The sequence below is a fragment of the Nocardia sp. NPDC101769 genome, assembly GCF_044766925.1.
GTDB lineage: Bacteria > Actinomycetota > Actinomycetes > Mycobacteriales > Mycobacteriaceae > Nocardia.
This window is the reverse complement of record NZ_JBIWMX010000009.1, coordinates 187,370-201,135: the sequence shown is the minus strand read 5'-3', so window position 1 is coordinate 201,135 and position 13,766 is coordinate 187,370. Positions and strand designations below refer to the sequence as shown.

Below are 13,766 nucleotides of genomic sequence, written 5' to 3'. Positions count from 1 at the left end.
GGCGCCGTGCGTCCGCTACTTGAGGCAGATGTCGATCAGGGGGACCCACTTGCCGCCCTGGATGGTGCAGATGGCGGCGCTGAGGAGTTCACTGGCGCTGGAGCCGGTGCCGGCGACATTGCTGGAGCCGGAGTTGCTCGACAGGGAGGATGCCGAGCCGGAGTCGGCCACGGGGCCGGCCTGGTCGGCGGTGGCGGGTTCGAGGGTGACGGGGGCGGCGGTGGCGGTGGCGGCCGTGGAAAGAGCGGCGGCGGTGATCGCTACGGCGGCCAGGGTGGCACGCGGACCGTGGTGTGCGAGATGGGACTTCATCAGGGTTGCGCTCCTTGCAGGGGGAGTGTTGTCCGGGACCCTACAAGAGTTGAACGGCGAGTGTTTCGGATTTGCGTGGCTTATTTGCGAAAGGGCCTCGGGAGGGGGTAGCCCTTCTCCTGCATGACTGGATGACGTCGACGAATTCCCTGGGGGGCAGCGGACTGTACGGGGTGGGCGGCCTCGATTTTGGTCTCCACGTTGTAGCGCACGGTGCCGAACGCGCCCGGATGGCTCTTCACCAGATCGAACAGTTGCGGCAGCGTCGCGATCCTGTTGCCCGGAAGCTCCTGTGCCGCTGCGAATCCCGCGAGCTTCTCGCCGCAGTCGAGGGTGTGGACCCGGTCGTAGGTCAGGTCGTGGACCAGCTTGCCGACATAGGGGAACCGCGGATCGCCGGGGAAGGACGGGGCCGTGTCGGCGCACTTCTCGGCCTGGATGACCGGGTCGCGCCAGAGAGCGGCGTCTTGTCGGCGGTGAGCACGATGTCGAGTTCCAGGGTGGTGACGCCCAGTTCGATGGCCTTGGCCAAGCAGGGCGGCGACACCTCGATGGTCATACCGCGGCCGCCGCGGTGGGCTTGCGGATCGAAGGGGCGGCGTGGATCCGGCCACGGTGACCGGGTTCGTGTCGCTGGAGTTGCTGCCGCAGGCCGTAAGACCGATAGCGGCAATTGCTACCCCGAGGATCGAAAAAGCTCTCTTGAACTGCGTTGACCTCACGTATCCAGCGGTCATGGCCGGACTATGGCAATCGAATGGCTACGAAAATCTGAGCCTTTGGAACAAACGGGATCCCGCCGGTGCGGACCGCGGCCGATTCGGTACTCTCGCGGCATGGGTGCACTGGTTCCGGTGGAAGGACTCGACGGCGCGGGCAAACGCACGCTCACCGATGCCGTGGTCACCGCCCTGCGCGCCCGCGGGCTGCGGATCGCCACGCTGGCCTTCCCGCGCTACGGCGTCTCCGTGCACGCCGACCTCGCCGCCGAGGCCCTGCGCGGCGGTCATGGAGATACCGCTCGGTCTGTGAACGCCATGGCGCTGCTGTTCGCGCTCGACCGGGCCGACGCCCGCGACGAGCTCTCGAAACTGCTGGCGGACAACGACATCGTGCTACTGGACCGCTATGTCGCCTCCAATGCCGCCTACTCCGCGGCCCGCGTGGAACAGGACGCGCACGGCGAAATCGTGGCCTGGGTCGAGGAATTGGAGTTCGAGCGCTTCGGACTGCCCGCTCCGGATGTCCAGATTCTCCTGGATGTTCCGGTCGATGTGGCCGAGGAACGCGCGCGCCTGCGCGGCGAAGCCGATGCCGCACGCGCTTTGGACGCTTACGAGAAAGACGGGGGACTGCAGCGTCGCACCGGTACTGTCTACCGTGAGCTGGCCGAAATGAACTGGCACGGACCGTGGTGGGTGCATCGGACCGGTGACGATCCGGCAACACTGGCCGCGCGCCTCGCGGAAATTGTTGCTGGATAGGGTTGGATGTGCGCCGACAGGTCACGAGTGTTGGCGTGGCGGCCGAATCAGAGCCGGAGAGGTGACAAACTAGACGTTATGAAGCCGAAGATTCTGGTCGTCGACGACGATATGGCTCTCGCGGAGATGCTCACGATCGTCTTGCGGGGTGAGGGTTTCGACCCCCACGTCGTCGGTGACGGCACGCAGGCGCTGACCGCGGTCCGGGAGCTGCGTCCGGATCTCGTGTTGCTGGATCTCATGCTGCCAGGCATGAACGGCATCGACGTGTGCCGGGTGCTGCGAGCCGATTCGGGAGTGCCCATCGTGATGCTGACGGCGAAGACCGACACGGTCGACGTCGTCCTGGGTTTGGAAAGTGGCGCGGACGACTACATCGTCAAGCCGTTCAAGCCGAAGGAACTCGTGGCCCGGGTGCGGGCCCGCCTGCGCCGGACCGAGGAGGAGCCGCAGGAGCTGCTGTCCATCGCCGACATCGTCATCGATGTGCCCGCGCACAAGGTGACTCGCGGCGGGGCGCAGATCTCACTGACTCCGCTGGAGTTCGATCTGCTGGTGGCGCTGGCACGCAAGCCGCGCCAGGTGTTCACCCGTGAGGTGCTGCTGGAACAGGTCTGGGGCTATCGGCACGCCGCCGACACCCGCCTGGTCAACGTGCACGTCCAGCGGCTGCGCGCCAAGGTGGAGAAGGATCCGGAGAACCCTGAGATCGTGCTGACCGTCCGAGGTGTGGGCTACAAGGCCGGACCGCCGTGATCGCTGGCTCCAGAAACCGCGTTCAGCGGTGGCTGGCGGTAGCGGTGGCCTGGTTCCGCAATCTGGGCGAGCAACTGGGCCATGTGTGGCGGCGTTCGCTGCAGTTGCGTGTTGTCGTGTCCACGCTCACCCTGTCGCTGATCGTCATCACGATTCTGGGCGTCGTGCTCACGAGTCAGATCACCGACCGGTTGTTGGACGCGAAGATCAACGCGGCCGTCGAGGAAATGGGCCGCGCTCGCAACACCGTTCAGAACCAACTGACCGGTGTGCACGATTCGGGTACCCAGCAGAGTCGCCTGGACGACGCCCGCCGCGCGCTTTTCAGCAGCGCCGGCGGGACCCAGACCGGCGGCGCCGCAGGAAGTTACGAAGCCGCCCTGGCCATGACGGGCGACAGCGGGCAGGAGATCACCTCGGGCGCCATCCAGGAGATCCCCGCCGAGCTACGCCAATTCGTCAAGCAGCGGCAGGTCTCCTATCAGTTCGCCACGGTCTCCAGTCCGGACGGGTACCGGGGCTCGGCGCTGATCATCGGCAGTCCCTCGGCCGATATCGACTCGCTGGAGATCTATCTGATCTTCCCGCTCACCAATGAGCAACGGAGTCTGTCGCTCATGCGCGGCACCATGCTCATCGGCGGCATCGTGCTGCTGGTGCTGCTGGCCGCCATCACGGCGCTGGTGACGCGACAGGTGGTGCTGCCCATCCGATCCGCGGCGCGGATCGCGAGTCGGTTCGCCGACGGGCGGCTCAAGGAGCGCATGCTGGTGCGCGGCGAGGACGACATGGCGAGGCTCGCCATGTCGTTCAACGAGATGGCCGAGAGCCTGTCCAACCAGATCACCCAACTCGAGGAGTTCGGAAATCTGCAGCGCCGCTTCACCTCCGACGTCAGCCACGAACTGCGCACGCCATTGACCACGGTGCGCATGGCGGCCGACCTCATCCACGGATCGAGCGACGACCTGGACCCGGCGCTGGCGCGCTCGGCCGAACTGCTGGTCAACGAACTCGACCGCTTCGAGGGACTGCTCAACGACCTGCTCGAGATCAGCCGTCACGACGCGGGTGTGGCCGAGCTGCAGGTGGAATCGCTGGACGTGCGCATGTGCGCGCGGGCCGCGGTCTCCACGGTGCGGCACCTGGCCAAGGAGTCCGGCGTCGAACTGGTGGTGGACATGCCCGAGGAACCGCTGGTGGCCGAGGTGGATCCGCGCCGCGTCGAACGCGTGCTGCGCAACCTGCTCGCCAATGCCATCGACCACAGCGAGGGCAAGCCCGTGCTCATGCGCATGCGCGGCGACGTGGACGCCAATGCCGTCGCCATCGTGGTGCGCGACCAGGGCGTGGGCCTGCGGCCGGGCGAGGAGAAGCTGGTGTTCAACCGCTTCTGGCGCTCGGACCCCTCACGCATGCGCCGCTCCGGCGGCACCGGACTCGGTCTGTCCATCAGCGTCGAGGACGCCAACCTGCACGAGGGCAAGCTCGAGGCGTGGGGCGAGATCGGTGTGGGCGCGAGCTTCCGGCTCACCCTGCCGCTGGTCCGCGGCCGCAAACTCGGCACCAGCCCACTCTCGTTGGAGCCGCCCAAGATTCGCGGCGCGGTCTCGCCCGAGCAGCTGGCCCTCGACATCGCGGGCTCGGACGCCGCCCCGGCGGCCATCGGCTCCATCGCGGCGGTGCTCGAATCCGCGCCCGCCGCACCGGAACCGGGCACCGCGGGCCTGGACGGCGCCGCGGCCGAACCCGGCCCCGAGGAGCCGACCGCGGAAACCGAGGACGGGGAACCGGGATTCGAGGTCATCGCCCCGGAATTCCCCTCGACAGCCGGGACTGAAAACGGCACCGCCGCTGGGACTCAAAACGGCACCGCCGCGGGGCCCGGAAACGGCACCGCAGCCGAGGGGGAATCCGCCGCCGCCGCCGCCAACGGGGAAAACCATGCCGCCGATAGTGATTCCGCCGGTTCCGGCGGAACCGGTTCCGGCCGTGACACTTCCGGCGGCTCGGTACCGGCCGCCCAGGGGGACGGCCAATCATGAGGAGGCCGTCCGCGGGCCCGCGCCGGGCCCTGGTGGTGCTCTGCTGCCTGCTCGGTGTCAGCGCGTGCGCGAGCCTGCCGGACTCCTCGGCGCCGCAGGCGCTGGGCAGCCTGGACCACCAGCCCACCAGCGCCTCGCCGCTGCCGCCCGTGGCCGGGCGGGAACCCGAGCAGTTGCTGCTGGACTTCATGGCCGCTACGGCCGATCCGTCCAACCGGCATCAGTCGGCCCGGCAGTTCCTCTCGCCCGCGGCGAATGTGCAGTGGGACGACGCGGCGTCCACCAGCATCGTGGACTCGCAGCCCAATACGCTGCGAGAGTCCCGCAACGGCGACTCCGCCACCTACGTGATCCGGGCGCGCAAGATCGGCGAGTTGGCGTCCGACGGCTCGTACCGGCCCGGTGACGGCACCCTGGAGACCAAGGTCGATATGGAGAAGATCGACGGCGAGTGGCGGATCAAGGATCTGCCGCCCGGCGTGATCGTCGAACAGGCCGCCTTCGCCAAGTCCTACCATCGGTATTCGCTGTTCTTCCCGAACCTGGCCGGGCTGGCCATGGTGCCCGACCTGCGCTGGATCTCCGCCCACAAGGACCAGCTGGCGCAGCGGCTGCTCGGTCTACTCGCCGAGGGACCCCAGTCCGCGCTCGCGCCCGCAGTGCACAACCCCATTGGCGCGCCGGTGACGTTTCGCGGGCCGATCACCAAGGCGAATGGCGATGCCGACAACGTCGGTGTCGGCGGCGGCGGGCTGAGTGTCGACTTCTCCGGTGCCACCGCCCTCGACCCGCCCACCCGCGACGTGATGGCCGCCCAGATCGTGCTCACCCTCTCCGGCGCCGACGTGCTCGGCCCCTACCTGCTCAACGTCGACGGCAAGCCGCTCGACGACAAGTACGCCGGCGGCTGGCAGCGCGCCGATGTGGACGCCCGCAGCCCCGACACCATCGCCCGTAACCGGGCCGGCATGCACGCCGTGCGCGATGGGTCGCTGGTGGCGATCACCGACAGCGGAATCACCGCTGCCCCGGGCTTCTTCGGCGCCACCCACACCCTGCAGTCGGTGGGACTGTCGCCGGACGGGCAGCTGGTCGCCGCCGTCGCCAAGTCCGGCCGTCCGGACCCCGAGCCCGAGCGCACGCTGATCATCGGGACCTATGACGGCCAGGGCTTCCCGGTCGCCACCGGCGGCACCTTCACCCGGCCCACCTGGCCCGCCGACGGCAGCTCGGCCTGGTCGGTGGTGGACGGCCACCGGGTGATCCGGGCCGTCCACGACCGCGCCACCGGCAATGTCTCGGTACAGGACGTCGACATCGCGGAACTGACCGCGGTGGTGGCCAATTCGACCTCGCCGCGCGGGCCGATCACCGAGCTGCGCATCTCGCCGTCCGGGGCGCGGGCGGCCCTCATCGCCAACGGCAAGGTGTACGTGGCGGTGGTGGTGCCGCAGCCGAACGGGAAGTTCTCGCTGTCCTCGCCGCTGCCGCTGGCCATCGGGCTGAGCACGCCCGCGGTGTCCATCGACTGGCTCTCCGACGAGAAGGTCGTGGTGGGCCGCGACGGCAATGTGGACCCGGTGGCCGGGGTGCTGGTGGACGGCTCCGAGTTCCGCGCCCAGACCTCTCAGAACCTCACCCCGCCGGTGCGCGTGCTGAGCGCCGCACCGGACCAGGAGTACGTGGCCGACTCCCGCGCGGTGCTGGAGCTGACCCGCAATCCCGAAGGGCGCGAGGACTACTGGCGCGAAGTTCCGGGTCTGGGGGCCAACGCGGTTCCGGTGCTGCCCGGCTAGGCGCACACTGAGAGGCATGGGGGAACTGTTGGATCTGATCCTGCCGCGTGCCTGCGGCGGGTGCGGGCGGGCCGGCACGGGGTGGTGCGCGGACTGCGCCGCCGCGCTGTCGGGTCCGCCCATCCGGATCCGTCCGCGCGCCGACCCCGGGGTGCCGTGCTGGGCGCTGGCCGGCTACGCGGGCGCGCCGCGGCGGGCTGTGCTGGCGGTCAAGGAGCATGGCCGCCGGGACCTGGCGCGGCCGCTCGGTGCCGGATTGGCCAGGGGGCTGGATCATTTGCGGGACACCGCCCGCCCGCTGGTGCTGGTGCCGGCGCCCAGTCGCGGGTCCGCCGCCCGGCGGCGCGGGGGAGATCCGGTGGCGCGTGCCGCGAACGTCGCGGCGAGTTGGCTACCAGGTTGCCGACTGGTACGTCTGTTGGGCATGCGGCCAGGTGTGCGCGACTCGGTGGGCCTCGGGCACCGCGATCGCCAGCACAATCTGCACGGGCGGATCATCGTAGCCACCACCCGCCCGCCGGGTGCCCTGTTTCCGGCAAATGCCGAGGTAGTGGTGATCGATGACGTGTTGACCACCGGTGTCACGGCGCGGGAGTCGGTGCGTGCGCTGGCTGATGCGAGCGTGACGGTTCGTGCCGTGCTGGTTACTTGCGCGGCTTGATTCTCCGAAATTTGCGTGAACACTGGCGGACGGGTCGCTGGCGCACTAGGTTGGCGATCAGACACCCGAACCGCAAGTTTGGAGGTGGCGCCTCGGACATATGTGCCGAGCGAGTTCATCGATCGGCACACGTTTCAATCCCGCCGCACGAGCGGCTTGTGCGGCCAGATCCGGGAGGTACGCGTGACGACTACTTCACGACTCTCAGCGAAGAACGCAGACACCACGGTGCTGCTCGATGACGAGGTCATCTCAGACGATTCATCCACTCGGGCCACCATCGCGGATGTCGTGGTCAAGGGCAGGACCCTCGGTGAGGGCGGAGTGCCCGACCATTTCCGAATTCACGTGGCGGACAAGCTCTCTCGGCTCGAGCGGTTCGACCCCACCATCTACCTCTTCGACGTGGAACTCACCCACGAACGCAACCGTCGTCAACGCAAGAACTGCCAGCGGATAGAGATCACCGCCCGCGGTAAGGGCCCGGTCGTCCGGGCCGAAGCGTGCGCGGACAGCTTCTATGCTGCCCTCGAGCTCGCGGTCGAGAAGCTGGAGAGCCGACTGCGCCGGCTCAAGGACCGCCGTCGTGTGCATCACGGGGACAAGACACCGATCTCGGTGTCCGAGGCGACCGCCGGTCTCATCGACGAATCCCTGTTCTCCGCCAATGGATCCATCGCGCACGATCACGCGGCCGACGAGATGGACGAAGCCGCCGGCCCCGGCCATGTGGTGCGTACCAAACAGCACTCCGCGATCCCCATGACGGTCGACGACGCCCTCTACCAGATGGAGCTGGTAGGCCACGATTTCTTCCTGTTCCAGGACAAGGAGACCGACCGACCGTCGGTCGTCTACCGCCGCCACGCCTTCGACTACGGGCTGATCAGGCTCGCGTAATCAGCGGCTGAGGAACACCCACCTTTCGACCGGGGTCACGAACAGGACCCCGGTCGCCTGCTGTACCGCCTCCCCGCGACTTTGGCGGGAGGCTGGGGAGCCGTTGGAGTTGGGCACCCGTGCCGGCGGGTTGGGGGTGTCTGGATTTTGGACGTACCCGGCGAGTTACCCCTGGCGCAGCGAGCTCAGTGGTCGCGTTCCGGTCGAAGGCAGCTGTTGCGGCGATGTGTAGTCAGATCCGTCACTTGCTGTGACGCTGTGTATCAGTTAATACTGTGGCCATGGCTACCAAGGGCGCTCGCCGTGCTGTCATCGTCGCCGGGGCGCGGACCCCGTTCGTGCGGGCATTCACCGACTTCACGCGGATGGACTCCATCGACCTCGCCGATACCGCCGTGCGCGGGCTGCTGGAGCGGACCGGGCTGCCCGAGCAGGATGTCCAGGCCATCGTGTGGGGCGGGGTGATTCTGCCCAGCGGTGCACCGAACATCGCGCGGGAGATCGCGCTCGATCTGGAACTGGACCCGGGCTGCGAGGGCTACACCGTGACACGCGCCTGTGCGTCCGGGCTGCAGGCGGTGGTGTCGGCGGCGGCCGCCATCGAACGCGGCGAGTACGACATCATGGTCGCCGGCGGCAGCGACTCCACCAGCAATGCCGAGATCAAGCTGCCGCAGAAGCTGGTGCACGCCGCCGCGCCGCTGGCGCTGGGCAAGCCCAAGGCCAAGGACTATCTCACTGCCGCAACCCAATTGGCCCCGTTCTTCGACCTGATGCCACGCCGGCCCCAGATCGCCGAGCGCACCACCGGTGAGGTCATGGGCGAGTCGGCCGAGAAGATGGCGCGCATCCACGGCATTTCGCGCGGCGCACAGGACCACTTCGCCGTCACCTCGCATCACCGGGCCGCCGCTGCCATCGCCTCCGGCCGCTTCGACCGCGAGGTACTGCCGGTCCACACGCCCGACGGGACCGCGGTGTCGCGGGACGGGCTGGTGCGGCCGGACACCAGCCTGGCCAAACTCTCCAAGCTGGCACCGGTTTTCGCAGAGAACGGCACCGTCACCGCCGGCAATTCCAGCCCGCTCACCGACGGCGCGTCGGCGGTGCTGCTGATGAGCGAGGAGAAGGCGCGCGCGCTCGGCTTCGAGCCCCTCGCCGCCTTCCGCTCCTGGAGCTTCGTCAGCGTCGACCCGCGCGACCAGGTGCTGATCGGCCCGGCCGTCTCCATGCCGCGAGCCCTGGACCAGGCTGGAATGTCGCTAGCGGACATCGATTTCGTCGATATCCACGAGGCTTTCGCCGCCCAGACCCTGTCCGTGGTCTCGGCGCTGGCCAGCCGCGAATGGGCCAAGACCCGCCTGGACCGCGACGCCGCGGTGGGCGAGATCGATCCGGCCAAGCTCAATGTGCACGGCGGCTCGGTCTCCCTCGGCCACCCCTTCGGCGCGACCGGCGCGCGCATGGTCACCACCATGGCCAACGAACTCGCCCTCACCGGCAAGTCCACCGCCCTGCTCGGCATCTGCGCGGCCGGCGGTATCGGCGCCTCGGCGGTGCTGGAACGGGTCTAGCCGACACGCTTCTGCGTCACCGGTTTTCGGCGGCTGTCGCCCGGTCGATTCCCGCCATCCAGGAGTCCGAACCGGCTCGATCAGCATCAGCGGGGACGCGTTCCGCGACCGGTGGACCGGCATCGGCACCGTGAACCGCGTGGGCGGAGATTTCCGGAGCAGTGTGCTGGCCGGCGGATGTGGGCGGTGCCATCGGTGCAGGCCGCGGTTGCCCGAATGCGCCGCAGCGGTGAGCATCGGCGCGAACACGACTTCATGCAGGTGAGACCCTGGCTCGCGGATGCGGGCCGGGGTCTTTTGCGTGCTGCGCGGAAATGGTCGGTGGTGAGGTGATCTCGAATGGGTATTCCCGGGTGACCGAGACGAGCGGAGGTAGGTCATGGTAGCGAGAACGATGATCGGCGCCGCGGCACTCGTGGCCGCGGCGAGCGGCTGTGGCGTGGGAAGCGCTGCGGCGCTGCCACTTCCGGCGACCGGGTCCGAGGGCGGGCAACCGGTGGCGGACCACGACCTGAATCTGCGGCTGCGCAATGCCGAACAGCACGCGGGGGAGCGGTATCCCGTGTACGGGCTGGTGTATTCCGATGCGGCGGTGTGGACTCTGGCGTTCGTGAGCGGCGGGCCGACCGACTACTACACCATCGACGGCGCGCGGGTGGAGCTTGCCGAACCGGCGGCCCGCACTGTCGCGCAGGGCGACGTGTTCACCGGGACCATCACCGTCACGGGTAAGCGCGACTCCGGGGATCCGGTGGTGACCCTCGACGACGTCGCGGTCATCGGTCATCGCCCGGCCGAGGCGCTGCGCTGACACAGAGACGGACCGCCCGTCAGCCGAGCAGCGACTCACCGGTCGCGGAAACGGGTCATCGCCGACAGCCTCACCTATGGTGTGAGTTCGATCGCGGCCGGGGGCTGGACCCCGTGCCGAGCGGCGATACGAAGACCAATCCAAGACACAACGATGCGAACGGCTCGGGCGTGGATTGCTGGACGAATCGCGCGCGGCCGCTGGAGGAGCGGATGGACAGCGTCTTCGCAATCGCCATCGCGATCACGGCCGCCGTGGCGCTGGCCCGGCTCGCCCTGTGGTGCGATGCGCCGCGGACTCGCCCCATCACCGTGGTGCTGTCGCTGCTGGCGATCGGCGCGATCTTCATCGAACCGCAGTGGCATGACGGCGTCGATTCCTTCTTCGCCACCCGTGGTCTGGCGGGCCTCGTCTCGGATGTGGTGCTGCTGGTGGCGGTCTGCCTGCTGTGCGCGCACGTCGCGCGGGTGTGGGACAACGAGTGGCTCCACCGGGCGGCGCTGGTGATCGCGGTCGCCGGGGGTCTCGCGCTCGTCGTCGTCCACGCGATCGCCGTGTACGCGGGCGCGCAGCGCGGATACACCGGTCAATTGAGCGGTCCGGCAACGGTCTACGGGATCTTGCTGTCGGTACTGCTGATCGCAGTGAACGTCGCTCCGCTGATCACGGTGGCGCTGGCGCGTCCCGTCACCCGCATCCAATTCTGGTTCGCTGCTTCGGCTCTGACCTGGATCGTGATCGCCGGGCTGGGTGGCGCGGCGGCCGTCGACCCTGAGCGGTTCGCCGATGTCCTCTGGCAGTTACGCCTGCCGCTGGACACGCTCGCGCTGTTGACAGGATCGGCCGTGGGGCTGTCGAATCTGTGGCGCAGGCGGCGGGCCGGGGCGGCCCCGGTGGGTTGGTCCGCCCGGACATGACGGCGGTCACTCACAGCCACCGGGCAACGACCTGGAAACTGCCACCGCGAACGTATACTCGGCAAATGGCCGAGTGGATCTTTATGATGCATCCGCCCCGCGACAATTTCATCGCCACCATGACCGCCGACGAAAGATCCGCATTCGTCGCGCACAGGGACTGGCTGGCGCGCCTGGACACCGCCGGCGTGCTGCTGGTGGCCGGGCCTACCCTGGGCACAGTCAATACCGGCGTCGGGATCTTCACCGCCGACGACGAGGCCGCCGCGCGGCGCATCATCGCCGATGAGCCTGTCACCAGCGGAGGCTTCATGCGCGGCGATCTGCGGCCGATCCAGCTCGGCTACCTCAACCCCCGCACTGAGAGCGAACCCGTCACCTGATCGTCGCGCCAGCAGGATGGCGTGCGCAGTCCTAGGTCTTTCCCTACCATCCGAGGACAGACAATGGCCATCGCGCATCCGACCGAGCATCACGAAATCATCGATGTCACCCGTGCTCAGCGTCCCCGAGTGCTGATGGTGGTCGCCAACCCGGCGACCTCGACGACGTTGAACATTCCGGTGGGCTTCTGGGCCGCCGAACTCACACATCCCTTTTACGAATTCACCAGAGCCCGTTATGAGATCAGCATTGCCAGCCCAGACGGAGGGCGAGTCGAGATGGACGCCATGTCCGACCCGCGCGACGAGAGCAACTGGTCGGCGGACGATCTGATCACCATGGGCTTCATCAACACCCCCGAATTGGCTGCTCTGCTGGACAATACGGCTGTATTGGCCGATCTGAACCACGACGACTTCGACGCCATCGTGGTCTGTGGCGGTCAGTCGCCGATGTTCACCTTCCGGGGCCGCAAGGATCTGGCCACCACGATCGGGGCATTCCACGCCGCCGAGAAGCCTACTGCGGTGCTATGTCACGGTACCTGCGCGCTACTGGACGTTGTCGCCGACGACGGCACGCCGCTCATCACGGGCAAGACCATGACCGGCTTCGCCAATGTCGAGGAGGACTTCTCGGATCAAGCCCTGGGTCGTACCGTGATGCCGTTCCGAATCCAGGACGAGGCCACCGCGCTGGGCGCCAACTTCGTCACCGGTGGCCTGTTCCGCGCCTTCGCCGTCCGCGACGGCAACCTCATCACCGGCCAACAGCAGTACTCCGGAGCGAAAGTCGCTCAGATGGTGATCGAGTCGCTGGGAATCTGAACGGATCAGGCCGGTGCGTTCAACTGGATGCCGAGGTCGACGGTGAGGATGCGGCCGATCATGCCGCCGAAGGACGGGCCGACGCCGAACTCGCCGCGGTCCAGCCTGCCGGTGGCGGTGAAGCCGATGGACGGGCGGCCGGTCACGGGATGCGGCCGCAGCCCGTTCCATGACACGGTCAGGGGCAGCGGCCGCGTCAGCTCGCCGAAGGTGACCTCGCCGTTCACGTCGAAGGATTCGCCGATCCGGATCGGGCGGGGCGCCCGGAAGGTCATGGTCGGCCGGCGCTCCACATCCAGGAAGTCGGCGTGGCGGACGTGGTCGTCGCGTTTCGCATTGCCGGTGTCGAAGGAATCCAGGTGAACGGTGGCCTCGATGGCCGCCGCTCCGGCCTCGTCCACCATGAATCCGGTGTCGAAGCGCCGGAATTCACCGCGCACGCGCAGCAGTCCGAAGCTGCGCAGCGAGAAGCCGACGGTGGAGTTCGCGGCGTCCAGGGTCCAGAGGCCGGGGGTGAGGGCGATGCCGGTCGAAGTCGTCATGGCCTCGACTGTTGTCCGTTCGGCGGGGCGTAACCAGACCGGCTTGGTCCAGGGACCGCCGGTCCGTGGCTAATCGTCCGTGCGTGGCGTGAATTGTTCCCAGTGCACGGCCGATTCGAGGGGCCGCCGATGGCGCCAGCCGAAGCGCTCGAGGTCCGGGACCTGCTGGAACTCGTGGACCGGGCCGACACAGAGCCAGGCGACCGGTTTCACGCCCGGCGGCAGCGAGAGCAGATCGGTGAGGAACGGCTCGTCGTAGAAGCTCACCCAGCCCACGCCCACGCCCTCGGCGGTGGCGGCCAGCCACAGGTTCTGGATGGCCAGGATGGTGGAGTAGATGCCGGTCTCCGGCACGGTCGCGCGACCCAGCACGTGGGTGCCGCCACGCGCCTGATTGTGGGTCACCACGATGCCGGTGCCGCTCTCCACAATCCCTTCGATCTTGATCGGATTGAAGGTCTCGGCACGATCGGAGGGCAGCGAGTCGTGGAACTGCTGCCGCTTCTCGGCCACATGGTCGGCGAACTTGGTCAGCGTGGCCGGATCTCGCAGCACCACGAAATCCCACGGCATCGAATTGCCGACGCTGGGCGCCCGATGGGCCGCCTCGAGAATCCGGAGCAGCGTGGTGTCGTCGACCACCTCGCCGGTGAATTCGGCACGGACATCACGACGCAGTTTGATGGCGTCGTAGACGCTCAGACATTCGGTGGCGCTGACGGGACCTTCGGAACACACGGCGTCCAGTGAACCAGGC

General features: G+C 68.1%; 15 protein-coding genes. 11 read left to right on the top strand and 4 right to left on the bottom strand.

Annotated elements, in window-relative coordinates; all coding sequences use genetic code 11:
• Nucleotides 1–15: 15 nt before the first annotated feature.
• Together ACIRRA_RS17420 and ACIRRA_RS17415 are read right to left on the bottom strand one after the other, a co-directional pair.
• Complete coding sequence (locus tag ACIRRA_RS17420) at nucleotides 16–312, bottom strand: hypothetical protein (RefSeq protein WP_402768590.1); 297 nt, start codon at nucleotides 310–312, stop codon at nucleotides 16–18.
• Nucleotides 313–392: 80 nt separating this feature from the next.
• Nucleotides 393–1,049, bottom strand: a complete 657-nt coding sequence (locus tag ACIRRA_RS17415; protein WP_402768588.1) for a hypothetical protein — start codon at nucleotides 1,047–1,049, stop codon at nucleotides 393–395.
• A gap of 99 nt (nucleotides 1,050–1,148) precedes the next feature.
• Here ACIRRA_RS17415 and ACIRRA_RS17410 point away from each other — a divergent pair, with 99 nt between their 5' ends.
• The 11 genes from ACIRRA_RS17410 (at nucleotide 1,149) to ACIRRA_RS17360 (ending at nucleotide 12,467) form a co-directional block, all read left to right on the top strand.
• Nucleotides 1,149–1,796, top strand: a complete 648-nt coding sequence (locus ACIRRA_RS17410; protein ID WP_402768585.1) for a dTMP kinase — start codon at nucleotides 1,149–1,151, stop codon at nucleotides 1,794–1,796.
• Nucleotides 1,797–1,874: 78 nt separating this feature from the next.
• Nucleotides 1,875–2,552, top strand: a complete 678-nt coding sequence (mtrA, locus tag ACIRRA_RS17405; protein WP_033090495.1) for an MtrAB system response regulator MtrA — start codon at nucleotides 1,875–1,877, stop codon at nucleotides 2,550–2,552.
• Nucleotides 2,549–4,597, top strand: a complete 2,049-nt coding sequence (gene mtrB / locus ACIRRA_RS17400; RefSeq protein WP_402768582.1) for an MtrAB system histidine kinase MtrB — start codon at nucleotides 2,549–2,551, stop codon at nucleotides 4,595–4,597. The genes mtrA and mtrB overlap by 4 nt, the downstream gene beginning before the upstream one ends.
• Nucleotides 4,594–6,393 (top strand): MtrAB system accessory lipoprotein LpqB, encoded by a 1,800-nt coding sequence (gene lpqB, locus ACIRRA_RS17395; protein WP_402768579.1) that lies wholly within the window; start codon nucleotides 4,594–4,596, stop codon nucleotides 6,391–6,393. The genes mtrB and lpqB overlap by 4 nt, the downstream gene beginning before the upstream one ends.
• A gap of 16 nt (nucleotides 6,394–6,409) precedes the next feature.
• On the top strand, nucleotides 6,410–7,054 hold the full coding sequence (locus ACIRRA_RS17390; RefSeq protein ID WP_402768577.1) for a ComF family protein: 645 nt from the start codon (nucleotides 6,410–6,412) through the stop codon (nucleotides 7,052–7,054).
• A gap of 183 nt (nucleotides 7,055–7,237) precedes the next feature.
• A complete protein-coding gene (gene hpf / locus ACIRRA_RS17385) occupies nucleotides 7,238–7,954 on the top strand; it encodes a ribosome hibernation-promoting factor, HPF/YfiA family (protein ID WP_402768574.1) in 717 nt (238 codons plus the stop codon).
• A gap of 281 nt (nucleotides 7,955–8,235) precedes the next feature.
• Nucleotides 8,236–9,528 carry an acetyl-CoA C-acyltransferase gene (locus tag ACIRRA_RS17380; protein ID WP_402768572.1) on the top strand — a complete coding sequence of 431 codons (1,293 nt, stop codon included), beginning with the start codon at nucleotides 8,236–8,238 and terminating at the stop codon, nucleotides 9,526–9,528.
• Between the two features lie 379 nt (nucleotides 9,529–9,907).
• Nucleotides 9,908–10,339: a hypothetical protein gene (locus ACIRRA_RS17375; protein WP_402768569.1), complete on the top strand. Its 432-nt coding sequence runs from the start codon at nucleotides 9,908–9,910 to the stop codon at nucleotides 10,337–10,339.
• A gap of 212 nt (nucleotides 10,340–10,551) precedes the next feature.
• Entirely contained in the window at nucleotides 10,552–11,256 is a 705-nt protein-coding gene (locus ACIRRA_RS17370; RefSeq protein ID WP_402768566.1) for a hypothetical protein, read from the top strand.
• Nucleotides 11,257–11,321: 65 nt separating this feature from the next.
• Nucleotides 11,322–11,639: a YciI family protein gene (locus ACIRRA_RS17365; protein ID WP_402768564.1), complete on the top strand. Its 318-nt coding sequence runs from the start codon at nucleotides 11,322–11,324 to the stop codon at nucleotides 11,637–11,639.
• 63 nt (nucleotides 11,640–11,702) lie between these two features.
• Complete coding sequence (locus ACIRRA_RS17360) at nucleotides 11,703–12,467, top strand: type 1 glutamine amidotransferase domain-containing protein (RefSeq protein WP_402768561.1); 765 nt, start codon at nucleotides 11,703–11,705, stop codon at nucleotides 12,465–12,467.
• Between the two features lie 5 nt (nucleotides 12,468–12,472).
• On the opposite strand, the gene ACIRRA_RS17355 is transcribed toward ACIRRA_RS17360, so the two are convergent.
• Both ACIRRA_RS17355 and bluB read right to left on the bottom strand, forming a co-directional pair.
• Nucleotides 12,473–13,009, bottom strand: coding sequence for a YceI family protein (locus ACIRRA_RS17355; RefSeq protein ID WP_402768558.1), 537 nt, complete (start codon nucleotides 13,007–13,009; stop codon nucleotides 12,473–12,475).
• Nucleotides 13,010–13,078: 69 nt separating this feature from the next.
• Nucleotides 13,079–13,711 carry a 5,6-dimethylbenzimidazole synthase gene (bluB, locus tag ACIRRA_RS17350; protein WP_402768738.1) on the bottom strand — a complete coding sequence of 211 codons (633 nt, stop codon included), beginning with the start codon at nucleotides 13,709–13,711 and terminating at the stop codon, nucleotides 13,079–13,081.
• Nucleotides 13,712–13,766 lie beyond the last annotated feature (55 nt).